We start from the raw sequence: 24,770 nt of genomic DNA, 5'->3' as shown, positions 1-24,770 counted from the left end.
ATGGATTTCCTCAAACTGCTCCGGTCGCTGGAAGAGTTTCTGTACGAACTCTGCACCTGGTTTCTGTTCTTTCCGCGCACCTTGTACCGGGTAATCGTGCATCCGCGGCGCATGGCGCAGTACGTCAACACCGAGCTGACCCAGAAGCTGGACAAGCAGTTCGACGATGCGATCAGCCCGCCGATGTTCCTGATGCTGGCGGTGCTGGTCGCGCACGGGGTGGAGCTGCTGATGCACCAGCAGGTCACCGGTACCGGGCAACTGTCGCGCACGGTGTTCGGCAATGAGGAAAGCCTGCTGCTGTACCGCTCCATCACCTTTGCGGTGTGGCCGCTGATCAGCAGCGTGCATCTGCTGCGGCGCAAGAAAGTGCCGATGACCCGTGAATCGCTGCGCCGCCCGTTCTTCATGCAGTGCTACCTGACGGCCCCGTTCGCGGTGGCGCTGTCGACCAGCATGGTGTTCGTGCGGCTGCCCGGCGCGTTGTCCACCCAGATCGGCATCGCGGTGTCGGTGCTGTCTCTGGTCTGGTATGCGGTGGTGCAGGCTGGCTGGCTCAAGGTGGCCCTGCAGCGGTCGTGGCCAAACACGGTGCTGTCGACCGTCTGGGTACTGATGCTGGGCATCGTGATCAACAGCCTGATCGGCTGGGTACTGCTGGCGAACTGAGCGGGCGCCAGCGCGAGGGTAACGGCATATTGCCCGGTACGTACGTCCATGCTAAATAACGCGGGCGCATGTGCGCTGCAGAGAAGCAAGGATAATGCTGATGAAACTGCACTTGGCCGCGATGGCCAGCATGGTATTGCTCGCAGGTAGCGTAGCGACGGCGACACCGGCCAATGCCGGCCTGCCCGGCACCTCCACCACCGAATGTGTCCCGTTCAAAGTAGACCGCCATACCATCCATCAACGCTGCACCGTCACCCATACAGCGGCGGACGGATCGGTCTGGGTATCGGTGTATTACATCGACCAGAATGGCGTCTGGTATCTCCCGGCAGACTGAACGGATTACGTGGGCATGGATTACCCATGCCGTGACATTTCCACTGCAGAAGCAAGGATGATGCTTATGAAACTGCATTTGGCCGCGATGGCCACACTGGTAATCACGTTGGCCGCCAGCGGCACCGTGGGCATGGCCGAGGCCTCCGCACAGGACGGCCAGTTCACCGAGTGCGTTCCGTTCATGGTGGCCAAGTACGTGTACCACCAGCGTTGCACCACCTATTACCTGGATGAAAATGGCAATCGCCAGGTGGTCAGCGTGTATCACATCGACCAGGATGGGCAATGGTACGTGCCCAACGAGTGACACTGCGGCGTTGAGCCGCACGGGGCAGGCGCACGCTGCCTGCCCCTCCAGCCGCCAACGCCGGCAATTCCCCCGCGGCCCCGTTCCATGCGACCCTTCGGGAAAACGTTTTCATGGGATGGAGGGATTCCAATGTTGTCTCGTTTTCGTCGTACCGCGCTGCTGGCCCTGATGGCCTTGTCATTGCCCGTCGGCCACGCACTGGCCGAACCGGCTGCCCCGCTGCGGGTGATGTCATTCAATGTGCGCACCCCCGTGGATACCGAACCCGGCCGCCGCTGGGACGACCGTCGCGATGCGATGGTCAGTCTGTTGCGTGAGCAGCACCCGGCGGTGTTCGGCACCCAGGAACTGGTGCAGAAGCAGGCCGACTATCTGGTTGCCCACCTGCCCGGCTACCGCTGGTTCGGCAAGGACCGTCGCGGCGGCAGCGGCGACGAACACATGGGCGTGTTCTACGACAGCGCGCAGCTGACGGTGGTGGAACAGGGCGATTTCTGGCTGTCCGACACGCCCGATGTCCCAGGCAGCATCACCTGGGGCAATCTCATGCCGCGCATGGTCACCTGGGCCTTGTTCCAGCGCCAGGCCGACGGCAAGCAGTTCTACCTGCTCAACACCCACCTGCCCTACCGCGAGGAGGACGAGCCGCGCCGCGTGCTGGGCGCCAAGCTGATCGCCACGCGCCTGGCCACGCTGCCCGAGGACATCCCGGTGGTGGTCACCGGCGACTTCAACAGCGAACCGGGCAGCACCACCTACCAGACATTCACCGCGGCACTGGGCGATGCCCGCAAACTGGCTGCCAAGGTCGATGGCCCGCGCCTGACGTTCCACGACTTCACCGGCAAGCCGACCGTGGAACTGGACTGGATCCTGGTGCGGGGCTTCAAGGTCGACCGTTTCCAGACGCTCGACGATGCGCCCGGCGGCGTGCTGCCGTCGGACCACTACCCGGTGCAGGCCGAGCTGGTCTTCCCGGCAACGACGGCGCGCTGAGCCGCCCTGCCTCCGGCCACGACGCACGACGCGACGCGGCCAGGACGTCGCGGCAGCGACGTGAGACGACGCCGACCGGGCTACCTCACGCCACGTCGATGCCGGCGGTGCGATACCGGCACCCTCCCACTCTGGAGGTGCCGACCATGGCCCACCGCAGCCGCCTTGCCGGATTCATCATCGATTGCCATAACACCCCCGCCGACGAGGCCGCCGCCTTCTGGTCGGCGGCCTTGGGCTACCGCGCCCAACCGGCCTACAGCGAAGAGGGGGCCGAGTACGCGGACCTGGCGGGCGCACCGGCCGGACTGAATGTGGAAGTGCAACGGGTGGAGCACGCCTCACGCGTGCACCTGGATATCGAAAGCGACGACATCGATGCCGAGGCCTCGCGCCTGGAAGCACTGGGTGCACGGCGGATCGGCTTCGTCAAACGCTGGTGGGTGATGGAAGCGCCTACCGGCCATCGGTTCTGCATCGTGCGCATGCGTGATGGGCAGGAGCGCGCTGAGGCCAACCACTGGGACTGAGTCAGCGCCTGCGCTGGCTGGCGTACTCCCGCAACAGCCGGCACACCGCCAGATGCTGGTCACGCGCCTGGCAGATCCTGGCCACCACGGCGATGAAGACGCCGATCACGAGTACGCCGATGTCCAGCAGCGTATCGGGAAGCCTGGCAAAGCCAAGCGCCACCATCAATGCGGCCAGCACCAGCAGCGTGATCGCGCCGGGCGACAGTGCCGCCTGCCCGGTATGCGCGGGCGTGGCGTCGCCCCGCCATGGGTTGGGTGTGATCATGGAAACGTCCCCCCGGTAAAAAGGGACGTTTTGTATCATCCGGATTGATGTCAGCGGCAGTGGCAAAGCCGCCAATGGCCGCTTTTCCGGCTCGCCATCGCGGCAAACTCCGACGCTGCTCACATGTGAGGGCGGCCAGGCCGCCCTCACCTGCCGGGTCAGCGCAGTGTGCCGGCCACCGCCGGCGGTGCTGCGTCCTGCTGCTGCCCCCAGCCCCCCAGGGCCTTGTATACCCCCACCACGCTGACGTTGACCGTGGATTCGGCCGCCGCCAATGCGTCATCCGCCGCCAGCTGGGTGCGTTGCGCATCCAGCAGGGTCAGGAAGTCTTCCGAGCCTTCGCGGTAGCGGATCTGCGCCAGCTGCTCGGCACGCCGTGCGGCCTGCGCCTGCTCGGCGACGATGCCCAGCCGCGACTGCTGCTTGGCATACCGGGTCAGCGCGTTCTCGGTGTCTTCCAGCGCCAGCAGCACCGTCTTCTCATACTCGGCCGCCACGCCGTCGGCCTGCGCCTTGCTGGCACGCAGGCGCGCCCGCACGGTGCCGAAATCGAACGCGGCCCAGCTGATCGACGGGGTCACCGACCACGCCTTGTTGGCACCGTTGACCAGGCCGCTGGCATCGCCGGACAGGAAGCCGACGAAGCCGGTCAGGCTGATCCGCGGGAACAGGTCGGCCGTGGCCACGCCCACGCGGGCAGTGGCGGCGGCCAGGCGGCGTTCGGCACTGCGCACGTCGGCACGCTGGCGCAGCAGGTCGGTGGTGTCACCCAGCGGCAGCTGCTTGGCGTAGGCCGGCACTTCGCGCGGCTGCAGCAGTGCGTCCAGCGCATCCGGACGCTGAGCCAGCAATACCGCCAGGCGGTGCCGCGACTGCACTTCGGCCACTTCCAGCAGCGGGATATCGGCCTCGATCGCCTTCAGGCGTGCGCGGCTGCTCTGCACGTCCAGCTCACTGCCGGCACCCAGTTCCCAGCGTGCCTCGGTCAGGCGCTGGGTATCGCGCAGGTTGACCAGGGTGCGCTTGGCCACGTCGATGCGCTTCTGCGAGCCACGCAGTTCGAAGTAGTTGCGCGCCACTTCGGCGGCCACGGTGACCTGGGCATCGGCCAGGTTGTCCTGCTCGGCCCCCAGGTCCGCGCGCGCCGCTTCGGCGGCACGGCGCTGCCGACCGAACAGGTCCAGCTCCCAGCCGGCGTCGAAGCCGAGCTGGTAGGTTTCGCTGAAGACACGCTCGCCGCCCACGGTGGCATCGGGCTGCTTGCGGCGGTCGTAGCTGCCGCCGGCGGTGACGTGCGGCAGCTGGTCCAGGCGCTGTTCAACGAACACCGCGCGCGCTTCACGCACGCGGGCCATCGCAATGCGCAGGTCCAGGTTGGTGCCCAGTGCGTCGTGCACCAGCTGTTCCAGCACCGGGTCATCGAACTGCGCCCACCAGCTGGCCACCGGCGAGGCGGAGGTGAACACCGGCGCGGCGGCGCCCTGCAGGGTCACCGGCGTAGCCGGTGGCGCCTGGTAGTTGGGGCCGACGCTGACGCAGCCGGCCAGCAGCGCGCTGGTCACGGCCACGGTCAACAGGCGGATCACCATGGCAGCACCTCGCCCAGGTAGGTGAAGCTGCCGTTCGGGCCGTCGGCGCCGATCAGCGCCATGCCCACGCTGGAGCGCGCGCCTTCGCTGATCTCGATCTCGCCTTCGCCACCGTTCATGTCGGTTTTGACGTAGCCGGGGTGCACGGTGTTGACCTTGGTGGTGCCGTCGCGCAGCTCGTAGGCCAGCTGCACGGTCCAGGCGTTCACCGCGCTCTTGGAGGCGTTGTAGGCCGGCACGGCGAAGCCATAGATCGGCGAACCCGGCTGGCTGTGCAGGGTCAGCGAGCCCAGGATGCTGGACACGTTGACGATACGACCCGCCGGCGAGGCGGTGATCAGCGGCAGGAACGCCTGGGTCACGGCGATCACCGCGAACACGTTGGTGTCGAAGGTATCGCGCCAGGTCTGCAGGGTCTGCGCCGACGGGGCCAGCTTGATGTCATCAAGCAGGATGCCGGCGTTGTTGACCAGGATGTCCAGGCGACCGTGACGTTCGGTCACGGTCTGCACCGCGGCGGCGATGCTGGCGGCATCACCCACGTCCAGCTGGATCGCCTCGACCGGCAGGCCTTCGGCCTGCAGCTTCAGCGCCTCGGCCACGGCGACGTCGCGCTTGCGCCCGGCCAGCAGCGTATGCACGCCGGCCTGGGCCAGCTGGCGGACGGTTTCCAGGCCGATGCCGCGGGTGGCACCGGTGACCAGGGCGATCGTTTGGGTAGCGGTATTCATGTATGAAACCTCGCGGGGGATGGGATCAATGGTGGATGGTGGGTTCGCCGTGGGTCACCAGCTGCCCGCCGCCGTTACGGCTGACGAACTTGCGCAGGGCCACGTAGAACACCGGGGTCAGGAACAGGCCGAACAAGGTCACGCCCAGCATGCCGGCGAACACCGTGATGCCGGTGACAGAGCGCACCTCGGCGCCAGCGCCGTGCGAGAGCACCAGCGGGATGGTGCCGGCAATGAAGGCGATGGAGGTCATCACGATCGGGCGCAGACGCAGGCGGCAGGCTTCCAGCGCGGCCTCGACGATGCCCTTGCCGCCCATCTCCAGCTCCCGGGCGAACTCGACGATCAGGATCGCGTTCTTGCACGCCAGGCCCATCAGCACCACCAGGCCGACCTGCACGAACACGTTGTTGTCGCCACCGGTCATCCACACGCCGAACAACGCCGACAGCAGGGTCATCGGCACGATCAGGATCACCGCCAGCGGCAGCGACCAGCTTTCATACAGCGCAGCCAGCACCAGGAACGCCAGCAGGATGGCCACCGGGAACACGATGAAGGCGGCCTTGCCCTGGGTGGCCTGCTGGTAGCTCAGGTCGGTCCATTCGGTGGCCATACCGACCGGCAGCACCTTGGCAGCGATGGCGGTGAGGTTGGTCATCGCTTCAGCCGACGACAGCATGCGCGGATCGGCTTCACCGGCCAGGTCGGCGGCCGGGTAGCCATTGAAGCGCAGTACCGGGTCCGGGCCGAAGGTTTCCTTGACGGTGACCATCGAGCCGATCGGCACCATCTCGCCACGGTCGTTGCGGGTACGCAGCTTGCCGATGTCCTCGACGCTGTCACGGAACTGCCCGTCGGCCTGGGCGATGACCTGCCAGGTACGCCCGAACTGGTTGAAGTCGTTGACGTACGACGAGCCCAGGTAGGTCTGCAGGGTGTCGAACAGCTCGGTGAGCTGCACGCCCTGCGCCTTGGCCTTGACCCGGTCCACTTCGGCATCCAGCTGCGGCACGTTGGCCTGGTAGCTGGTGATCGGGAACGCCATGCCCGGCGTCTGCGCGACCGCGCCCTGCATCGACTGCACCGCGTTCTGCAGCGCGCCGTAGCCGAGGTTGCCCCGGTCCTGGATGAACATCTGGTAGCCGTTGCCGTTACCCAGGCCCAGGATCGGCGGCGGCATCATCGCGAAGGCAAAGCCTTCCTGCAGCCCGGCGATCTTCTGGTTGATCTCGGCATTGATCTGCGCAGCGGTGCGGCCATGACGCTCGTTGAACGGCTTGAGCGGAATGAACGCCACGCCGGTGTTGGGCGTATTGGTGAACTGCAGCGCGTTGAGGCCGGGGAACGAGATGGTGTGGGCCACGCCATCGGTTTCCTGGGCGATCTTGGCCACCTTGCGCAGCATTTCATCGGTACGCGCGATCGACGAGCCTTCCGGCAGCTTCACACCGGCGATCAGGTACAGCTTGTCCTGGGTCGGGATGAAGCCCGGCGGGACCAGCTTGAAGATGAAACCGGTGCCCACCAGCAGCACCGCATACACCACGAACACTGCACCGCGGCGACCGAGGATCTTCGACACGCCGCGCTCGTACTTTTCCGAGCTGGACTTGAAGAAGCGGTTGAACGGACGGAACACCCAGCCGAACAGACGGTCGATGATGCGGGTCGGGGCATCCTTCGGCGCGCCGTGCGGCTTGAGCAGGCGGGCGGCCAGGGCCGGCGACAGGGTCAGCGAGTTGATCGCCGAGATCACCGTGGAGATGGCGATGGTGACCGCGAACTGCTTGTAGAACTGGCCGGTGACGCCCGACAGGAACGCCATCGGCACGAACACGGCACACAGCACCAGCGCGATGGCGATGATCGGGCCGGACACTTCGCGCATCGCCTGATGCGCAGCGGCCAGCGGAGTCAGGCCTTCTTCGATGTTGCGCTCAACGTTTTCCACCACCACGATCGCGTCATCGACCACGATGCCGATGGCCAGCACCAGGCCGAACAGGCTCAGCGTATTGATCGAGAAGCCCAGCAGGTACAGCGCACCGAACGTGCCCACGATGGACACCGGCACGGCGATCAACGGAATGATCGAGGCGCGCCAGGTCTGCAGGAACAGGATCACCACCAGCACCACCAGCGCGATCGCTTCCAGCAGCGTGGAGACCACCGCCTTGATCGAGTCGCGCACGAAGATGGTGGTGTCATACACCGCTTCGTACTTCACATCGGCGGGCATGGTCTTCTGCATTTCGTCCATGCTGGCCATCACCGCATCGCGGATCTCCAGCGCGTTGGCGCCGGGGGCCTGGAAGATACCGATGCCGACCGCGTTCTTGCCGTCCAGCTGCGAGCGCAGGGTGTAGTCGCCAGCGCCCAGTTCCACCCGGGCCACGTCCGACAACCGCACCACTTCACCGTCGGTACCGCTCTTGAGCACGATGTCGCCGAACTCCTTTTCGCTGCGCAGGCGGCCCTGGGCATTGATCAGCGTCAGGAACTGGCTGTTGGGCATCGGCTCGGCACCGAGCTGGCCGGCCGAGACCTGCACGTTCTGCTCGCGCATGGCACCGACCACGTCGCTGGCGGTCAGGCCGCGCGCGGCCACCTTGTCCGGGTCCAGCCAGGCGCGCATGGCGTAGTCGCCGCCGCCGAAGATCTGTGCATCGCCCACGCCCTGGATACGTGCCAGCGCGTCCTTGACGTGCAGGCGGGCGTAGTTGCGCAGGTACAGGGTGTCGTACTTGCCCTTGGGCGAGGTCAGGTGCACCACCATCAGGAAGGTGGGCGACTGCTTCTGGGTGGTCACGCCCTGGCGGCGGACGTCCTCGGGCAGGCGCGCCTGGGCCTGGGCGACGCGGTTCTGCACCTTCACCGCGGCCTCGTCCGGATCGGTACCCGGGCGGAAGGTGATGGTCATCTGCAGCACGCCGTCGGAGCCGGCCACCGACTTGAGGTAGATCATGCCTTCGACGCCGTTGATGGCCTCTTCCAGCGGGGTGGCCACGGTTTCGGCGATCACCTTCGGGTTGGCACCCGGGTACACGGTACGCACCACCACCGACGGCGGCACCACTTCCGGGTACTCGCCAATGGGCAGCATCGGAATGGAGATCAGGCCGGCGGCGAAGATCACGATCGACAACACCGCCGCGAAAATCGGCCTGTCGATGAAGAAACGGGAAAAGTCCATGGGTGGATTCCTGGGGTTTCACCAGCGCCGGCGTGCACGACCCCGGCCGCTGTCACAGGTGACAGCGGTGGCGGGCTCCCCTGCACGGGGCGATGGCAGACACGGTAGAGCCGACGGTGGGGTCGGCTGCTACATGACGGTAGAGCCGACTGTCAGTCGGCTGCCTTTAATTCAATGCAACGGGTGCCGTCGCAGGCGCAGCCGGTGCGGCAACCGGCTGCATGGCAACGGCCTTGGCCTGCACCGGCATGCCGGGCATGAAGACCTTCTGCACGCCGTCGATGATCACCCGGTCGCCGGCCTTCAGACCCTGCTGCACGATGCGCAGGCCGTCGGCATTGCGGCCCAGCGTGATGTCCTGGCGCTGTGCCTTGCCGTCCTTGTCGACCACGTACACATACTTGCGGTCCTGGTCGGTCAGCACGGCCTTCTCGTCGATCAGCATGGCCTGGAACTGGCCGCTGCCGAGCAGCTGCACGCGGGCGAACAGGCCCGGGGTGAAGGTGCGGTCGGCGTTGTCCAGCAGCGCACGGACGCGGATGGTGCCGGTGCTGCGGGTGACCTGGTTGTCGAGGAAGTCGACCTTGCCTTCGTGCGGGAAGCCGTCCTCGCCCGACAGGCCCACCTTCACCGGCAGGTCGCTGTCACGCTCGCTCGGGCGCTCGCCCTTGCGTGCCATCTGTGCGTACCGCAGGAAGGTGGCTTCGTCGGCATCGAAGTACACGAACACCGTGTCCAGCGACACCAGCGTGGTCAGCACGCTGGCGCTGTCGCCGGCGGTGACCAGGTTGCCGGCAGTCACCATCGCGCGGCCGGCGCGGCCGTTGATCGGGGCACGCACCTTGGTGAACTCCAGGTTCAACGCGGCGGCATCCAGCGCGGCCTGCGCGGCCTGCACGCTGGCACCGGCCTGGTCGGCCGCGGCACGCCGCTGCTCCCAGGTCTCGGTGGAGATCGCCTGCTGGTCGGACAGCTTCTTGGCGCGCTCGGATTCGCTGCGGGCCAGGGTGGCCTGGGTGCGGGCGCGCGCCAGTTCGGCACGGGCGCGGTCGTACTCGGCCTGGTAGCTGCGGGCGTCGATGGTGAACAGCACGTCGCCCTTCTTCACTTCCTCGCCTTCGACGTAGTTGACCTTGTCGATGTAGCCGGACACGCGCGGGCGCAGCTCGACGCTCTGCACCGCTTCAACGCGGCCACTGAAGTCGTCCCACTGGCTGACGGGCTTGATCAGCACCGGCGCGGCGCTCACCTGCGGCGGCGGCGGCATGCCGGCTTCTTCTGCGTGGCCACCGCTGCAGGCAGCCAGCACGGCGGCGGCGAGGATCGAGACGCCGGCCATGGCCAGCCGTCGGGTAAGACGATGCGGAGTGGAGGTAAGGGAGGTCATGACATGCATCCGTACGGAGGGGTGGTATTCGAAAATCGGGGGTAGTGCAGAACGTGGGTGGCGCATCCTGCGACCTCAACCTTGGTAGAGGTCAAGCAGCGCCAGCGGTGTCGCGCGACATCGGGGGAGGCCAATCCCTGTGCAGCAGGCCGCGCGGCAGTTCGCCATCGCGCGCGTCACATCGGACGATGGCGCGGTTGTCGGTACAGGTGTCCAGCAGCGAGACCAGGCGGCGACCCACCAGCAATGCGCTGGGCCATTCGATGCAGGCGTTGGCCGCATTGGCCGGAGTGCAGACCGGGTTGCACACTTCCAGCATCTGCGCGCGTACGCCCAGCGCCTGCGCTTCCTGGTGCAGCACCTGCGCGTACATGCGCGTGGTGGACATGGTGATGGAGGATTCGCCGTGCCCGGCCCACGGCTTGAAGCCGGCTGGGCCGCCGATCAACACGTAGCGGCGTGGATGGCTGCCACCGCGCAGCAGCGGCAACAGGTGGCGGCCGGCATGCACGTGCGGCATCACGTCGGCCTGCAGCGCCTGCAGCAGCGCGTCGCCACTGCGATCGGTCACCCGACCGCGGTGGTACGGGCCGCCCATCGCATCGACCACCGCCGACAACGGGCGCCGGCGTGGCGCGATGCGCTCGGCCACCGTCTGCGCCGAGGCGTCGTCGCCGAAGGAGCCCAGCAGCGTCTCCAGACCGGGCTCATCGGCGAACTGTTCCTGCAGGGCCGCCAGCCGACCGGGGTCGCGACCGACCACCAGGACCGGGCTGCCGGCCTCCAGAAGCGCAGCCACGATGCCCTGGCCGACACTACCGGTGCCGCCCAGGACAAGGACCTCGGGGGCCAGCGTCCCACTCATGGGACTTTCACTCCCGCCGCCGGGATAATCCCAATCCGGCCCAGTCGGCCCAGATCACGATTGCCCAGGCGCAGGCTGCCGCCGCGCTGCATCTTGGCGGGCGGGGTGAACTCTCGGAAAGCCTTGTAGGACAACGACGAGGGCCGTTTCTCAACGGTCATCGCCAAGTCCAGCGGGGCTGTGCGGCCGGTCAGTACGCGGCCAAGAATGTTCCGCAACCACATGGCGGAGGTCCTTCAATTCGGGAATGGCGCCAGATTAGTCCTCAAACTCCCACTTGATTAGTCCGGATTAAGGGGAATAATCGTCCCGTACCCGGCACAATCTTTCGGGCACCCTATCCCCTCCCCCGACTTCGGACCCGTCATGGCCCACGATCTCAACGACACGCTGATCTTCGTCAAGGTGGTCGAGCAAGGCAGCTTCATTGCCGCCGCCACTGCGCTTGGCCTGCCCAAGACCACGGTCAGCCGCAAGGTGCAGGAACTGGAGACGCGCCTGGGCGCGCGCCTTCTGCACCGGACCACGCGCCGGCTGGGCCTGACCGAGGCCGGGTCGGTGTACCACGAACATTGCCAGCGCATCGCGCGCGAACTGGAAGAAGCCGAAGGTGCGGTCAACCAGTTGCAGTCCGGCCCGCGCGGCTGGCTACGCTTCACCGTGCCCTACTCCATCGGCATCACCTGGATCGCTCCGCTGCTGGGCGAGTTCCATGCGCAGTACCCGGAAATCCAGCTGGACATGCACCTGGGCAACGAGAAGCTGGACCTGATTGCAGGTGAAGCCGATCTGGCGTTGCGCGTGGGCACCCTGCCCGACTCCAACCTGGTGGCGCGCAAGCTGGGCAGCCTGCGCACCCAGGTGTTCGCCAGCCCGGCCTACATCGAGCGCTACGGCGAGCCGCTGCACCCGGACGAACTGCAGTTCCATCGCATCCTGGCGATGCGCAAGGCACGCAACCTCAACAACAACCGGTTCTTCTGGCAGCTGGGCGAAAACGGGGGCGACCTGCGCGACTTCCCGGTCAATCCACTGCTTGTGGCCAACGATCCGTCCGCGCTCAATGGCGCGCTGGTCTGTGGCGAAGGCTTGCTGCTCACCGGTGACGTGATGGCCAAGCCGTTCGTCGAATCGGGCATGGTGCGCCGCGTGCTGGCCGGCTGGACCGGCCCGGAAGTGGACTTCAACGCGGTGTTCGCCGGCGGCCGGCTGGTCTCGCCGAAGGTGCGGGCGTTCGTCGACTTCCTGGTGGCCAAGCTCGACTTCGACGCCAACTACATGCTGGCGCAGTGCCCGAACGCCAAGTTCGCCAAACAGCAGAGCGCGCAGGCCGAAGAGGAGTTGCAGGCCACTGGCAAGCGGATCCTGGAGACGGTCACCGCGACCTGATCGCGAGTTTTTTTCCTGCGGTGGAGTGTCGATCCACTGCCGCACAAGGCCGCCTCCGGGCGGCCTTGTCGCATCTGTCCCGGCCTGCGCAAATTGTCGTGATTGGCGCCCTTGCGCACTGCATCCATCGCACTCCTGCGGAGGCGTTCAACGCGAACTGCATCACGCCTTTGATCATGCCCATCCCTGTTTATCCGACCCGCGTCACATTGAACGCCGGTCCCGCGAACCACTGCGCACTTCAACTGTCTACGCGGCGTTAGGTTCCGCCCCACGCGACCTGGCCAGCCCGGCCGGATGCACTGGAGGCGACACATGCACCACCCGTTCCGCGCACGTATGCAACCGCGCAAGACCCGTCTTTCCCTGTTGCTGGTGGCCCTGCTGTCGCCGCTGCCCGCGCTGGCGCAGAGCACCGTCGGCGACATCCTCGGCCACGTCCCCGGCGCCACCCAGGGCACGGTGCAGATCCGGCACCTGGACGCTGGCACCACGCGTGAAACCCGGATCAACCCTGAAGGCCGCTTCCGCCTGCCGGCACTGTCCGCCGGCCAGTACGAGGTCCGCATCACCCGTGCCGACGGCAGCAGCGAGCAACGCCAGGTAACCGTGGTGGCAGGCCAGACCACGCAGGCGGACTTCGCCCGGGCAGCCACGCTGGAGACGGTCAAGGTGCGCGCCATTGCCGCCGCCCCGATCGACCTGGGCAGCGTGGAAACGCGCACCACGTTCACCGCCGAGCAGCTCAACACCTTGCCGGTGGCACGCGACATCACCAGCATTTCGCTGCTGACACCGGGCACCGTGGCCAGCAGCAGCTTCTTTGGCCCGGCCTCGTTCGGTGGCGCCTCGGCGGCGGAAAACAGTTACTACGTCAACGGCTTCAACGTCACCAACCTGTTCGACAGCCTGTCCTTCTCCGAGGTGCCGTTCCAGGCCATCGACCAGCTGGACGTGCAGACCGGCGGCTATGGCGCACGCTACGGGTTCTCCACCGGCGGGGTGACCAGCGTCAACGTCAAGCGCGGCACCAACACCTGGAAGGGCGGGTTCAGCTGGACCACCGAACCTTCCGCGCTACGGGAGAATGCGCCGGACACCCTGCGCAGCGATGGCAGCATCCTGCGCTCGTACGACAACAACAGCAGGTCCAGCGACGTGGCCAGCGCCTGGGCCGGTGGCCCGCTCATCGAGGACACACTGTTCGTGTTCGCGCTGGGCAGCCTGAGCCGCTCGGACAGCACCGCCTTCGGTGGCCGCACGGCCAGCGGCCCGCGTCGCGCCAGCGACCCCGACACGCCAGCACCGCCCGCCTCGCTGTCGGCATCGGCACAGGACTACCGCTCGCGCGACCCGTACTGGCTGTTGAAGCTGGACTGGTACCTCAATGACCGCAACCACCTGGAATACACCGGCTTCGACAACCGCCAACGCTACCGCTACGACTACTACGACGCCGACTACAGCAGCGACCAGCCCGATGCCGAGCCCGGCAAGCGCGACTATCGCGGGCGTAAGGAAGGTCGCGCCGGTGGCACCACCCATGTGTTCAAGTGGACCAGCCAACTCACTGATGACCTCACCGCCAGCGTGCAGCATGGCCGCATGCGCAACCACACGGGTGAGTACACGCTCAGCCCGGACGGAAAGCGCGGCGACTACGAGGGCGACATCAACGCTCCCGATGGTGAATGCCCGTACGTGGTGGACCGCGTGCTCGGCAAACAGGTCGGGTGCGCTGTCGACAGCCAGCTGGGCCTGCGCGGCGGCAGCAACGAACGCCGCACCACCCAGGCCGACCTGGTCTGGCAACTCGGCAATCACCAGCTCGGCGCCGGCTACAGCACGGAAGACTGGACCTCGGTGCAAGGCACGGCGTACTCCAGCGGTGCCTACTGGAACCTCTACGCGAACTACGCCCAGCGCATCAATTTCCGCACCGGCGGGACGATCGGCGTCAAACAGGCGTCGTGGTACCTGGAAGACCACTGGCAGGTCAACGACCGGCTGATGCTGTACGCCGGGCTGCGCAACGACTCGTTCGACAACCGCAACGGCAGCGGCGCCACGTTCGTCAAACAGGACAACATCTGGCAGCCACGGCTGGGGCTGTCTTGGGATCCCATCGGTGACGGCTACAGCAAGCTGTACGCCTCGCTCGGCCGCTACTCGTTGCCGATCGCGGCCAACGTGGCGCTACGCGCGGCCACAGCTTCTTACTACACGATGGACTACTTCACCTACGACGGGTACGACCCGGTAACGGGCAAGCCGAACATCACCGGCTCCTACCGCGATGGCAGTGCCGACGGTGTGGTCAACGGGGCCGATGGCAGCACGCCCAACCCGCGGGCGGTCGCCTCACAGGGGCTCAAGCCGTATACCCAGGACGAGTTCATCCTCGGCTACCAGCGGCAGCTGCACTCGGGGAACGACTGGGTCGATGGCTGGACCCTGGGCGCCAAGCTCACCCTGCGCCGCATCAACCAGGTGATCGATGACACCTGCGATTCCCGTGCGCTCTACACCGCCGCCAAGGCGGCCGGCTACGACGTCTCGCATTGGGACAGTGAGTGGGAAGTGCCCGGCGGCCTGCCCGGCTGTTGGCTGTACAACCCGGGTAGCGATCTGGTGCTGGACATCGACGTGGATGGCGACGGTACCCCCGACAGCATCCGCGTCCCTGGCGAGGACCTGGGACCGAAGGCCAAGCGCCGCTACACCTCCTTGACCCTGTCCGCCGAGAAGCGCACCGAGCGCTGGTATGCCAGTGCCAGCTACACGTGGGCCAAGCTGCACGGCAACTACGAAGGGTTGGTAAAGAGCACCAACGGGCAGGATGACACCGGCACCACCTCGGACTTCGATTTCAAGGAGCTGTCTTACGGTGCAGATGGCTACCTGTTCAATGACCGCCGGCACAGCATCAAGCTGTTTGGCAGCTACCAGTTGAACCCGGAATGGCAGGTGGGCGCCAACCTGCTGGTGCAGTCCGGCACGCCGATCAGCTGCCTGGGCGGCGGCAACGGCACCTTCGGCACGGAATTCGGCTACCGCGGGGTATTCCACACCTGCAACGTGGGTGAGGACGACATCGCCAAGCTGGGCAGCAGTGGCCGTACGCCGTGGACGGCGACCTTCAACCCGAACGTGGTGTATTCGCCGGCCGCGCTGGCCGGGCTGAGCGTGCAGCTGTCGGTGATCAACCTGTTCAATTCGGTCAAGCCGGTGCAGGTGTACGAGCAGCGCTACGACGTCAATGCCGCCGGGACGATCACCGATTACTTCAACTACGGCAAGGCGCGCTACAACACCACCCCGCGTTACGCCCGGCTGCAGGTGCAGTACGACTGGTAAGCGCCGCGCAGACGGATGGGTTCAGGGCGTACCGGCCAACGGCCGGTACCCACCCACCGCCGGTAGGTGCCGACCGTTGGTCGGCACGGGTCCGCGCACGGGCGGACGTGTTCATGGCTTACCGGCCAACGGCCGGTACCCACAAAAATGCCGCCTGAAATGGCGGCATTTTGCTCCGGCCGTTAGCCGGACCCGTCAATAACGCTGCGCGTTATTGCCGAAGCGGAATCACACGGATTTCCACACGGCGGTTCTGCGCGCGGCCGGCGTCGGTGCTGTTGTCGGCGATCGGGTAGGCCTTGCCGGCACCCAACGTTTCGATGCGGGCACCCTGCACACCCTGGGCGGTCAGGTAGGCGGCCACCGAATCGGCACGCTCCTTGGACAGGCGGTTGTTGACCGCATCGCTGCCGATGCTGTCGGTATGGCCCACCACTTCGATCATGGTCTGGTTGTACTCGGCCAGGGTGCTGGCCACGCCATTGAGCGAGCTGTAGAACTGCGGCTTCAGCGTGGACTTGCCGAAGTCGAAGGTGATGCCGTCCGGCAGGTTCAGGGTCAGGTTGTCGCCGTCGCGGGACACGTCGATACCGGTGTTGGCGGTACGTTCGCGCAGGGCGCGTTCCTGACGGTCCTGGTACTGGCCGATGGCCGCACCACTGAGCGCGCCGATACCGGCACCGATCATCGCGTGCTGGCGGCGCTCGGTGGCGCTGTTGCCACTGAGCAGGCCGGCGGCCACGCCCACGGCAGTACCGATCAGCGCGTTGCGGCCGGTCTTGTTCTGCTGCTGGGTGGGGTTGCCGTACGGATCGGACTGGGTATACGAGCCGCCGGTGGCGCAGGCCGTCAAGGCAGCGGCGGTCATCAGGGCCAGGGCCACGTTACGGGTTGCGGGTCGAATCATGGTGTTCTCCTTGGTTACCGGTCTACCGGCTTGCGAGCGCCCAAAGGATAAACACGCGGACGCGATGCCGGCATGACGATGCGAACGCCTGCCGCCTCCCCGTTCAGCTTTCTGAGCGCGGCCCGCGCAACCGGGTTTACACGCTGCCGGTGTGACGGTAGGCGGCCAACGCGGCATCGCGTCCCGCGGCCAGGTCGACCAGCGGCAGCGTGGGATAGGTCGGCGCGTGCTCGGCCAGCAGGTGCGGGTGCTGCCACGGCGCAAAGCGGGCCTTCAGCGGCAGGGAGGCCAGCTCGGGCACCCAGCGGGTGATGTAGCGCGCCTGCGGATCGAACTTCTCCGACTGGGTGACCGGGTTGAAGATGCGGAAGTACGGCGCGGCGTCGGCACCGGTGCCGGCCACCCATTGCCAGCCCATGGTGTTGTTGGCCAGGTCGGCATCCACCAGGGTGTCCCAGAACCAGCGCGCGCCGTCGCGCCAATGCTGGCGAAGGTGCTTGCACAGGAAGCTGGCCACCAGCATGCGCACCCGGTTGTGCATGTAGCCGGTGGCCCACAGTTCACGCATGCCCGCATCGATGATCGGAATGCCGGTACGGCCCTGCTGCCAGGCCTGCAGCTGTGCGGCGTTGGGCGGCGCCCAACCGAACCCGTCGAAACGCGGGTTGAGGTTGTGGTCCGGGGTCTGCGGAAAGTGGTGCAGCAGGTGGTAGGAGAACTCGCGCCAGCCCAGCTCGCGGATGTAACCGTCGATGTCCGCATCACGGCTGGCACTTCGCTCGTCCTGCAGCCGGCGCACGATCTGCCACGGCGCGATCTCGCCGAAATGCAGGTGTGGTGACAGCAGCGAGGTACCCACCCGGTCGGGCAGGTCACGCTGCTGGCGGTACCCGTTGAGCGCGCCGTCGATGAACACCGTCAGCGCCTCGTGCGCGCCGGCTTCACCGGGCTGCCAGTGGTCCCAGAATTGCGCGTCCCAAGGCAGCGCCGCGGCCAGCTTCAGCGCGTCCAGTGCAACGCCCTGCACCGCGTGCGCCGGCAAGGTTGCCGGCAGCGGCATGGGAGCCGGCACCTGCAGGCGGGTCAGTGCGTTGCGCCAGAACGGGGTGAATACCTTGTACGGGTTGCCCTGCAGCGTGGCGATATCCCACGGCTCCAGCAGCAGGGTGCCGTTGTGGCTTTCGGCGTTGATGCCCTGCTCGCGCAGCGCGCGCTTGATGGCCGCATCCCGCGGCTGGGTGGCCGGTTCGTACTTGCGGTTCCAGTACACGGCCACCGCCCCGGTCTGCGCGATCAGACGCTCGAGCTCGGCATGGCTGTCACCCTGGCACAGCACCAGCGCCGAGCCGCGCGCGCGCAGGTCGGCGTCCAGCGCCGCCAGCGACCGGTGCAGCCAGGCATTGGATGCGCCCCCCGGGGCCCAGTCACCCTCTTCGTGCGGCGCATGGATATACACCGGTACCGGCACATGGCCAGCATCCAGCGCGGCCTGCAGGGCCGGGTTGTCCTGCAGCCGCAGATCACGGCGAAACCACACCAGCGCTACCGTCACAACCACCACCCAGGCGAAAAAACCGTGCCCATGATAGCCAGCAGCGGTGAAGAACACGCACTGGCCCGGCGCCACGCAGGGTTTGTGTGCCGCATCGATGCTGGCTAGTCTTCGCAGTCCCGCTCCGGATGGACCCGCACCATGCACGCACTGCACGCTTCGTTTGCCGGCTTCGGCCCACTCAAGGCGCAATCGCCCGACCTGTGGCAAGGCGACGTCGCGCTGCCGCCGGCGCTGGCCGCGTTCTATGCGCAGGTCGGTCCGTGGGGCGAGACCGTGCATGCGAGCGTCGGACCGGTGGGCATCAGCGTGCCAGGTGTGAACGTCGAATTCCCGCCGCTGCATCGCTTGTGGGCGTTGCAGGCAGGCTATCGCTGGGAAGGCGACGCCGACGCGCGCAGCGCGGACTGGCCCGAACACTGGCTGGTGATCGCCGACCAGAACGCCGATCCCTTCATCCTCGACCTCCAGACCGGCCAGGTCCTCTTCGCCTTCCACGGCGCAGGGACATGGGACGCCGCGGTGCTGGCCGATGACCTTCCCACTTTCCTGGCCGTCCTCGCCGCAGTGGGAACCGTGTACCAGGCGGCCGGAGAGGAGCTGGAAGACGACGACGGCGAGCTTCGCCCCGAGCACCGGGACGCAGCCCTGCAGGCAGCGGCGGCCGTCCTGGGCAACGACGAAGCGGCCGACGCCTTCTTCGACACGCTGGAGTGGTAATTCCGGCAGACCCCGGCGGGTAACGTGCCGCGTCCTTCGCACGGCAGCCATGCGCCGTGCACCGCCCTTGCACGCGGCGGCGTTCAAGGTGGCGGCATCCAATGCCACAGCCGGCTGCTGCCAGGGCCTCATCCACGGTCACGCCAGCCGGCACCTCCTCCCGTTGCCAGGATGCCGCCCCATGACCCCGTTCGCGCCCGCCGTTGCCTACTCGCCCGACGTTGAACACCGCGCACCGGACGAAGAAGAGACCATCGCTGCCCTGGCCAGGCTCTTCACCGACATGGCCAGCACGGTCGCCGAGCATGAAGGCCATGCGCATCGGGCGGTTCACGCCAAGGGCCATGCACTGCTGCGCGCCCGGTTCCAGGTGGCGCACGACCTGCCCGCTGAACTTGCTCACGGGCTGTTCGCCCGCCCCGGCGCGTATGACGCCCTGGTGCGGCTGTCATCGCCGCCGGCCGAGCAGCTGCCCGACAGCGTGTCCACGCCGCGCGCGATGGCAGTGAAGATCCTGGGCGTGCAGGGCGAGCGCGTGGAGGGTGGCGACGAGCAGCACAGCCAGGACTTCCTGATGGTCAACGGCCCGGCGTTCACCACACCGGGCGTGCAGGGCTTCCTGCGCTCGGCGAAACTGCTGGCCGCCACCACCGAGCGCATGCCGCGCACCAAGCAGGTGCTGTCGGCCACGTTGCGCGGTGCCGAAGCGGCGCTGGAAGCAGTGGGCGGGCAAAGTGCCACCTTGAAGGCGTTGGGCGGCGAGCCACAGCATCATCCGCTGGGCGAAACCTTCTTTACCCAGGTCCCGTTCCTGTACGGCCCGTACATGGCCAAGTTCTCCTGGGTACCGGTGTCGCCCGCCCTGCTGGCGCTGACCGGGCAGTCGCTGCCGTCCGGCGAGGACGCACAGCGCGATGCCATTGCCGCGTTCTTCGCCGATCTGGCCGCCCCGGTGATGTGGGAGCTGCGGGTGCAGTTGTGCCGCGACCTGGCGCAGATGCCTATCGAGGATGCCTCCGTGGTCTGGCCGGAGAGCATCAGTCCATTCGTGCCGGTGGGACATCTGTCGATCGGCGCGCAGCCGGCATGGAGCACCGATGCGGAAGCCCGCGAAGATGCCCTGGCTTTCGCACCCTGGCACGCACTTGCTGCGCACCGCCCGCTGGGCAGCCTCAACCGTGCACGCCGGGTGGTGATGGCGGCATCGCGGCAGTTCCGTTCCCAGTTCAACCGCTGTCCGATCCACGAACCGTGACCGCCCTCAGCGGACGCGTCGTTCCAGCAGGTAATAGGCCAGGTTGCCCAGCCCGGTAGCACCCAGCAACAGCGCGATCGCGCCCGGGGTCACCTCGTTGATGCCGAGCAGGTCGATCAGTCCAAAGCCCAGCGCCACCGCCACCAGCACGTTGCCCCAGTGCAGCGCCGACTGCCGGCGCTTGCTGGCGTCGCCATCAAGCAGCGAGCGCACCAACGCCTCGGACCCGTGTGCGGCGATGATCCGGCGCCGCGTACCGGCGTCGACCACGCTCTTGATGGTGTAGACGACGCCGAGAATCAGGATGATCGGCAGGATGAGGTTGAAATCCATGGAATGCCTCGCTGTGGTTGGGGTGTGTGCAGAAGGAGATACGGTGCGGGCGGCGGCGGTTGCACCAGGCGCACTTGCAACCGATCGGCCGCAGGCCGTATCCCTATGGGAATGCCCGACCCCATCGCTCCCGACGACGCCACGCTGCACGCCGACCACGTGCTGGTCACCGCTGTCCTTGCCGGCACACCGGGTGCGTTCGAACAGCTGGTGCGAAGCTACCAGGGCCTGTGCTGGCACATCGTGGACCGCATGGTCCGCCATCCCGACGACACCCGTGAGCTGTGCCAGGAGACCTTCCTGCGCGTGCATCAGTCACTGCACCAGTACCGTGGCGAACGCCCCCTGAAAGCATGGATCGCCCAGGTCGCCTACTCCGTGGCCAAGCGGCACCTCGAACGCCGTCGCATTCCCATCGCCGACAATGGCCCGGATGGGCAGATGCATGCCGCGGCAGAACAGGTCAGCGACGGGTTCGACCTGGAGACCCACACCAGCACGCAGGAGGGCCACGCCCTGCTGCATGCCGCCATCGAGGCACTGCCGCCGCTTCAGCGCACATTGCTCACGCTCTATCATCTGGAAGAGATGCCCATTGCGGAGATTGCCAGTGTGACTGCGATTGCCGAAGGCACCATCAAGAGTCATCTGTTTCGAAGCCGCCGGCAACTGCGGCAGATTCTGCACGCCCGCATGGGAGTTACCGCATGAACCGTGATCGCATCTCCCCTATCGATGCCGTTGAATGGGCGGCACAGGAGCAAGGCCGGCGGCATGCAGGCGACGCGGCAGACGCCCGTACCAGCGCGGTGTCGGCCGACTACCGGCAGATCGCGATGGCACTGCGATCGTTGCCGCGCGGCGCGCCGCCGCCGGACTTCACCGCCGCGGTACTGCGACAGGTCGCCGTGCACGAGGCCGGCGTCGAGAAGCGGCTGGTGCCTGTGCTGATCGCCGTGCTTGTGGTGGTGACCGCGGCCATGGTGCTGCTGTTCGGCCGGTACTGGTGGCAGCTGGTGCAGCTCCATGTGGGCCACGATGGCATCCGCTGGGCCGTCGCCCTGGCTGCCTGCATGCTCGCCTCGCGGCTGTGCCGGCGTTGGTTGCGCCGGCCTGCCCCAACGATGGCTGACGCGCTGTACCGGCACGCTTGACCTCAACCATGCTTGAGGTCCGAAGATGTCTCCTCCCCTGATGGAGTTGTCTTCGATGACCTACACCCTGCCCGCCTTGCCCTACGCCTACGACGCCCTGGAACCGCACTTCGACGCGCAGACGATGGAGATCCACCATGCGCGCCACCACCAGACCTACGTCAACAACCTCAACGCCGCGCTGGCCGACGCCGGCATCGAGGCGATGCCGGTGGAACAGCTGATCGCCGATATCGACGCGCTGCCGGAAAGCGTCCGCACCGCCGTGCGCAACAACGGCGGCGGGCATGCCAACCACAGCCTGTTCTGGACCGTGCTCAGTGCCGACGGCGGCACGCCCAGCGGCGCGCTGGCCGCAGCGATCGAGCGTGATCTGGGCGGCTACGACGCCTTCAAGGATGCGTTCACCAAGGCTGCGCAGACGCGCTTCGGCAGCGGCTGGGCCTGGTTGACGCTGGGCCGCGACGGTCGCCTGCTGGTGGAAAGCAGCCCCAACCAGGACAGCCCGTTGATGGGCGCCTACGCCAACCTGTCCGGCGGCACCCCGATCCTGTGCCTGGACGTGTGGGAGCACGCCTACTACCTGCACTACCAGAACCGCCGCCCCGACTATATCGGCGCGTTCTTCCAACTGATCGACTGGACCGAAGTGGCACGTCGCTTCGAGGCGGCGGGCGGACGCTGATGCGCGCGGGTCCGGCACCTGCTGCGGCACCGGTCGTGGCCGCCGACGCGTCCGGTGCCGGGCCCGACACGGCTGCATTGCGGCATGTGTTCGGGCAGTACCCGACCGGCGTGGCGGTGGTCGCCGTGTACGGCGCGGCGGGCATGCCGGTGGGCATGACCATCAACTCGTTCACCACGCTGTCGTTGCAGCCACCGCTGGTGGCGTGGAGCATCGGCGAGCGCGCCGCCGACCTGCCCATGTTCCGCGACGCGGCGTACTTCGGCATCAGCCTGTTGTCGTCCGGCCAGGAAGCCGTGGCGCGCCACTTCGCCGACCCGCTACGGCGTCGCACACCGGTCGATGCGGACGTGCTCGACCTGGGGGGCGCCGCACCGCGGGTGCGCAATGCGGTCGGCTGGCTGCTGTGCACGGTGGAGCGCAGCCTGCCACTGGGCGACCACGTGTTGATCGTGGGCCGGGTTGCGGGTTTCGAAGCATCACCGGGCGCTGCGCTGGCCTACCACCGCAGCCGCTACACGCGCATCGATGGCTGCGCCGACGTGGATGCGTCGCCATGGACATGACCGCCCTGCAGCGCATGCTCGACGCCGGTCGCGACAGTGCGCTGCTGCGCTTCAGCCTGGGCAAGGGCCTGCTGGACGCGGGCGAGCCTGCCGAGGCGGCCGCGCACCTGCAGCGCTGCGTGGCCCAGGACCCGGCCTATTCGGCGGGCTGGAAACTGCTGGGCAAGGCGTGGCTCGCCGCCGGCGATGCCGATGCGGCGGCACGGGCATGGCAGGAAGGCATCGCAGTGGCGCAGCGCAACGGCGACAAGCAGGCCGAGAAGGAAATGGCGGTGTTCAAACGCCGCGCGGACAAGGCGGTCGCCGCGCGCGGTTGACCGCGCCTACGGCAGCGGCGGTGGCGTGGGCACGCGCTGGGATACCACCAGCATGTGGCCCAGCGGCACCATCACCGGCAGCCCCAGCACGCCGACAAAGGCCAGTGCGTTGAGCCGGTTGAACAGGCCGGCAATCAGCAACGCCCCCAGGCACAGCACGGCACCGGTGCCGGTACACCAGCGCGCCCAGCGCGGCGCACCATGCAGGGTCAGACCATCGAGCAGGAAGCCGAACGCAAGCCGCCAGAAGCCGACCAATGCCACGCTGGCCAGCAGCACGCCAACCAGCATCGGTGCGTAATCCGGGTGGCCGGTGGGGCGCGACAGCATCAACAGGCCGAAGCCATCGAGCAGGGTGACGGGCAATGCAAACACCAGCAGCTCCAGCACCAGCAAGGCCACGCCAACCCCGTTGGCCCACTGCGACTTGCCCATCATCCGACCCCCGGCTGTAGTGCGCCGAGCATACAACGGGCGGGCCAGCCCATGTACGTGGCGGCCAGGCGGCGCGGCGCGCTTTCTCAGCGCACCCGTCGTTGCCGGGTGGTACGCCACGACAGGGCCAGCATGTGCCCCAGTGGCAGCAGCATTGGCACGCCCATGACCCCGACGTAGGCCCAACCGGTGGGACGTTGGACCATGCCCACCGCCAGCCCAGCCGCGCATAGCGTCGCGCCGGCAGCGGTGCACACGCGTGCCCAAAGCGGTGTCCCGTCCAGGCGCAGGCCGGCGCGATAGAACCCCACCACCAGCCGCCAAAAGCCCACCAGGGCGATCAGGGCGACCACCACCGCCGCCCGCATCGGCACGTGGTCAGGGTGAAACGCAGGTCCCCACAACCACGCCAGCGCAAAGACGCTCAGCGCCGTCATCGGCATGGCCAGCAGCTGCAGTTCCCATGCCAGCAGCACCGCACTCAGCTGCGTTGCCCGTCCCGCCTTCTCCATCGCGATGCCCTCGTCCATGTGGGCAGAGGATACATCGGCGCCGAGCGCCTCAATCGCCCTTGCGGCGCTGCTGCTGCAGGTCGAAGCGCTGCATCGAGGCACGGATCAGCGCCTTGGCCTCGGCGGCGTTGCCCCAGCCATCGAGCTGCACCGGATTGCGCCCTTCGGGCAGTTCTTTGTACACGCGGAAAAACGCTTCGATGCGCTGGCGTTCGATCAGTGGCAGGTCCTGCAGGTCGCGGATGCCGGCGTAGGTGGGGTCGAGCTTGTCGGTGGGTACGCCGATGACCTTTTCGTCATGTTCGCCGTTGTCCAGCATCTTCAGGAATCCGATCGGGCGGAACCGCACGATGACGCCGGGATGCAGCGGCTCGCGGGTCAGCACCAGCGCGTCGAGCGGGTCGTTGTCGCCGGCCAGCGTGCGCGGCATCGACCCGTAGTTGGCCGGGTATGCCACCGGCATCGACTGGAAGCGGTCCACATGGACCAGGCCGTCTTCCTTGATCTCGTACTTGGTGAAACTGCCGGCCGGTATTTCCACGGCCAGGTTGACCTCGTCCGGGGCCTGCCTGGGCTGAGCGGCCAGGAACGGGTGCAGCACGGCGTTGGTGGCGCCACCGGCACCGGCCAGCAGCAGCAAGGCGGCGGCGATGGCCGCCAGGGGCAGAACGCGTCGGGGGGTCATCTTCTTCTCCAGCATCGGCC

At 67.2% G+C, this 24,770-nt stretch carries 27 protein-coding genes; 14 read left to right on the top strand and 13 right to left on the bottom strand.

The genetic code is table 11. The annotated features are described in order from the left end of the window. The 5 genes from GQ674_RS06965 to GQ674_RS06945 all read left to right on the top strand — a co-directional run bounded on the left by GQ674_RS06965 (position 1) and on the right by GQ674_RS06945 (position 2,847). The gene (locus GQ674_RS06965; RefSeq protein ID WP_159496476.1) at positions 1-669 is read left to right on the top strand and encodes a hypothetical protein; all 669 of its coding nucleotides are present in this window, start codon (positions 1-3) and stop codon (positions 667-669) included. Between the two features lie 100 nt (positions 670-769). After that, on the top strand, positions 770-1,009 hold the full coding sequence (locus GQ674_RS06960; protein WP_236546215.1) for a hypothetical protein: 240 nt from the start codon (positions 770-772) through the stop codon (positions 1,007-1,009). Between the two features lie 66 nt (positions 1,010-1,075). Next, a complete protein-coding gene (locus GQ674_RS06955; RefSeq protein ID WP_159496475.1) occupies positions 1,076-1,318 on the top strand; it encodes a hypothetical protein in 243 nt (80 codons plus the stop codon). A gap of 132 nt (positions 1,319-1,450) precedes the next feature. Further along, complete coding sequence (locus GQ674_RS06950) at positions 1,451-2,317, top strand: endonuclease/exonuclease/phosphatase family protein (RefSeq protein WP_159496474.1); 867 nt, start codon at positions 1,451-1,453, stop codon at positions 2,315-2,317. 146 nt (positions 2,318-2,463) lie between these two features. After that, positions 2,464-2,847: a VOC family protein gene (locus GQ674_RS06945; RefSeq protein ID WP_159496473.1), complete on the top strand. Its 384-nt coding sequence runs from the start codon at positions 2,464-2,466 to the stop codon at positions 2,845-2,847. Between the two features lies 1 nt (position 2,848). Here the strand turns inward: GQ674_RS06945 and GQ674_RS06940 are convergent, their stop codons facing one another. The 7 genes from GQ674_RS06940 to GQ674_RS06910 all read right to left on the bottom strand — a co-directional run bounded on the left by GQ674_RS06940 (position 2,849) and on the right by GQ674_RS06910 (position 11,044). Further along, entirely contained in the window at positions 2,849-3,115 is a 267-nt protein-coding gene (locus tag GQ674_RS06940) for a hypothetical protein (protein ID WP_159496472.1), read from the bottom strand. 158 nt (positions 3,116-3,273) lie between these two features. Continuing rightward, positions 3,274-4,704, bottom strand: a complete 1,431-nt coding sequence (locus tag GQ674_RS06935; protein WP_159496471.1) for an efflux transporter outer membrane subunit — start codon at positions 4,702-4,704, stop codon at positions 3,274-3,276. Further along, positions 4,698-5,435, bottom strand: coding sequence for an SDR family oxidoreductase (locus GQ674_RS06930; protein WP_128096148.1), 738 nt, complete (start codon positions 5,433-5,435; stop codon positions 4,698-4,700). Before GQ674_RS06930 ends, GQ674_RS06935 begins: the two co-directional genes overlap by 7 nt. 25 nt (positions 5,436-5,460) lie before the next feature. After that, positions 5,461-8,631: a multidrug efflux RND transporter permease subunit gene (locus tag GQ674_RS06925; protein WP_159496470.1), complete on the bottom strand. Its 3,171-nt coding sequence runs from the start codon at positions 8,629-8,631 to the stop codon at positions 5,461-5,463. Between the two features lie 166 nt (positions 8,632-8,797). Next, a complete protein-coding gene (locus tag GQ674_RS06920; RefSeq protein WP_201290226.1) occupies positions 8,798-10,018 on the bottom strand; it encodes an efflux RND transporter periplasmic adaptor subunit in 1,221 nt (406 codons plus the stop codon). Between the two features lie 91 nt (positions 10,019-10,109). Continuing rightward, positions 10,110-10,883 (bottom strand): SDR family NAD(P)-dependent oxidoreductase, encoded by a 774-nt coding sequence (locus tag GQ674_RS06915; RefSeq protein ID WP_159496469.1) that lies wholly within the window; start codon positions 10,881-10,883, stop codon positions 10,110-10,112. Further along, complete coding sequence (locus tag GQ674_RS06910; RefSeq protein WP_236546213.1) at positions 10,880-11,044, bottom strand: hypothetical protein; 165 nt, start codon at positions 11,042-11,044, stop codon at positions 10,880-10,882. The genes GQ674_RS06915 and GQ674_RS06910 overlap by 4 nt, the downstream gene beginning before the upstream one ends. A gap of 205 nt (positions 11,045-11,249) precedes the next feature. Here GQ674_RS06910 and GQ674_RS06905 point away from each other — a divergent pair, with 205 nt between their 5' ends. Continuing rightward, a complete protein-coding gene (locus tag GQ674_RS06905; protein ID WP_159496468.1) occupies positions 11,250-12,272 on the top strand; it encodes a LysR family transcriptional regulator in 1,023 nt (340 codons plus the stop codon). Positions 12,273-12,587: 315 nt separating this feature from the next. After that, a complete protein-coding gene (locus GQ674_RS06900) occupies positions 12,588-15,629 on the top strand; it encodes a TonB-dependent receptor (RefSeq protein WP_236546212.1) in 3,042 nt (1,013 codons plus the stop codon). A gap of 211 nt (positions 15,630-15,840) precedes the next feature. On the opposite strand, the gene GQ674_RS06895 is transcribed toward GQ674_RS06900, so the two are convergent. Together GQ674_RS06895 and GQ674_RS06890 are read right to left on the bottom strand one after the other, a co-directional pair. After that, on the bottom strand, positions 15,841-16,536 hold the full coding sequence (locus GQ674_RS06895) for an OmpA family protein (RefSeq protein WP_159496466.1): 696 nt from the start codon (positions 16,534-16,536) through the stop codon (positions 15,841-15,843). 136 nt (positions 16,537-16,672) lie between these two features. Further along, positions 16,673-18,088 (bottom strand): deoxyribodipyrimidine photo-lyase, encoded by a 1,416-nt coding sequence (locus GQ674_RS06890; RefSeq protein ID WP_159496465.1) that lies wholly within the window; start codon positions 18,086-18,088, stop codon positions 16,673-16,675. A gap of 141 nt (positions 18,089-18,229) precedes the next feature. Here GQ674_RS06890 and GQ674_RS06885 point away from each other — a divergent pair, with 141 nt between their 5' ends. Together GQ674_RS06885 and GQ674_RS06880 are read left to right on the top strand one after the other, a co-directional pair. Next, positions 18,230-18,808 (top strand): SMI1/KNR4 family protein, encoded by a 579-nt coding sequence (locus GQ674_RS06885; RefSeq protein ID WP_159496464.1) that lies wholly within the window; start codon positions 18,230-18,232, stop codon positions 18,806-18,808. A 181-nt stretch (positions 18,809-18,989) separates the two neighbouring features. Then, positions 18,990-20,063 (top strand): catalase family protein, encoded by a 1,074-nt coding sequence (locus tag GQ674_RS06880; RefSeq protein ID WP_159496463.1) that lies wholly within the window; start codon positions 18,990-18,992, stop codon positions 20,061-20,063. Positions 20,064-20,069: 6 nt separating this feature from the next. Here GQ674_RS06880 and GQ674_RS06875 read toward each other — a convergent pair whose 3' ends face one another. Then, positions 20,070-20,396 (bottom strand): hypothetical protein, encoded by a 327-nt coding sequence (locus GQ674_RS06875; RefSeq protein WP_159496462.1) that lies wholly within the window; start codon positions 20,394-20,396, stop codon positions 20,070-20,072. Between the two features lie 111 nt (positions 20,397-20,507). Between GQ674_RS06875 and GQ674_RS06870 the strand changes: the two genes are divergently transcribed. The 5 genes from GQ674_RS06870 to GQ674_RS06850 are packed head-to-tail and all read left to right on the top strand — an operon-like array spanning position 20,508 to position 23,118. Next, positions 20,508-21,107 (top strand): sigma-70 family RNA polymerase sigma factor, encoded by a 600-nt coding sequence (locus GQ674_RS06870; protein WP_159496461.1) that lies wholly within the window; start codon positions 20,508-20,510, stop codon positions 21,105-21,107. Continuing rightward, entirely contained in the window at positions 21,104-21,550 is a 447-nt protein-coding gene (locus tag GQ674_RS06865) for a hypothetical protein (RefSeq protein WP_159496460.1), read from the top strand. The genes GQ674_RS06870 and GQ674_RS06865 overlap by 4 nt, the downstream gene beginning before the upstream one ends. A gap of 55 nt (positions 21,551-21,605) precedes the next feature. Continuing rightward, positions 21,606-22,235: a superoxide dismutase gene (locus GQ674_RS06860; RefSeq protein WP_159499288.1), complete on the top strand. Its 630-nt coding sequence runs from the start codon at positions 21,606-21,608 to the stop codon at positions 22,233-22,235. Continuing rightward, on the top strand, positions 22,235-22,801 hold the full coding sequence (locus GQ674_RS06855) for a flavin reductase family protein (protein WP_159496459.1): 567 nt from the start codon (positions 22,235-22,237) through the stop codon (positions 22,799-22,801). Before GQ674_RS06860 ends, GQ674_RS06855 begins: the two co-directional genes overlap by 1 nt. Beyond that, complete coding sequence (locus tag GQ674_RS06850) at positions 22,792-23,118, top strand: tetratricopeptide repeat protein (RefSeq protein WP_159496458.1); 327 nt, start codon at positions 22,792-22,794, stop codon at positions 23,116-23,118. The genes GQ674_RS06855 and GQ674_RS06850 overlap by 10 nt, the downstream gene beginning before the upstream one ends. 6 nt (positions 23,119-23,124) lie before the next feature. Here the strand turns inward: GQ674_RS06850 and GQ674_RS06845 are convergent, their stop codons facing one another. The 3 genes from GQ674_RS06845 to GQ674_RS06835 form a co-directional block, all read right to left on the bottom strand. Next, positions 23,125-23,553, bottom strand: coding sequence for a hypothetical protein (locus GQ674_RS06845; RefSeq protein ID WP_159496457.1), 429 nt, complete (start codon positions 23,551-23,553; stop codon positions 23,125-23,127). An 86-nt stretch (positions 23,554-23,639) separates the two neighbouring features. Then, entirely contained in the window at positions 23,640-24,083 is a 444-nt protein-coding gene (locus tag GQ674_RS06840) for a hypothetical protein (protein ID WP_159496456.1), read from the bottom strand. 31 nt (positions 24,084-24,114) lie between these two features. Next, positions 24,115-24,750: an inorganic diphosphatase gene (locus tag GQ674_RS06835; protein ID WP_159496455.1), complete on the bottom strand. Its 636-nt coding sequence runs from the start codon at positions 24,748-24,750 to the stop codon at positions 24,115-24,117. Positions 24,751-24,770 lie beyond the last annotated feature (20 nt).

It is taken from the genome of Stenotrophomonas sp. 364 (assembly GCF_009832905.1).
GTDB classification, from domain to species: Bacteria; Pseudomonadota; Gammaproteobacteria; order Xanthomonadales; family Xanthomonadaceae; genus Stenotrophomonas; species Stenotrophomonas maltophilia_AP.
The sequence above is the reverse complement of the archived record's forward strand: the minus strand, read 5'-3'. Positions and strand labels throughout refer to the sequence as shown.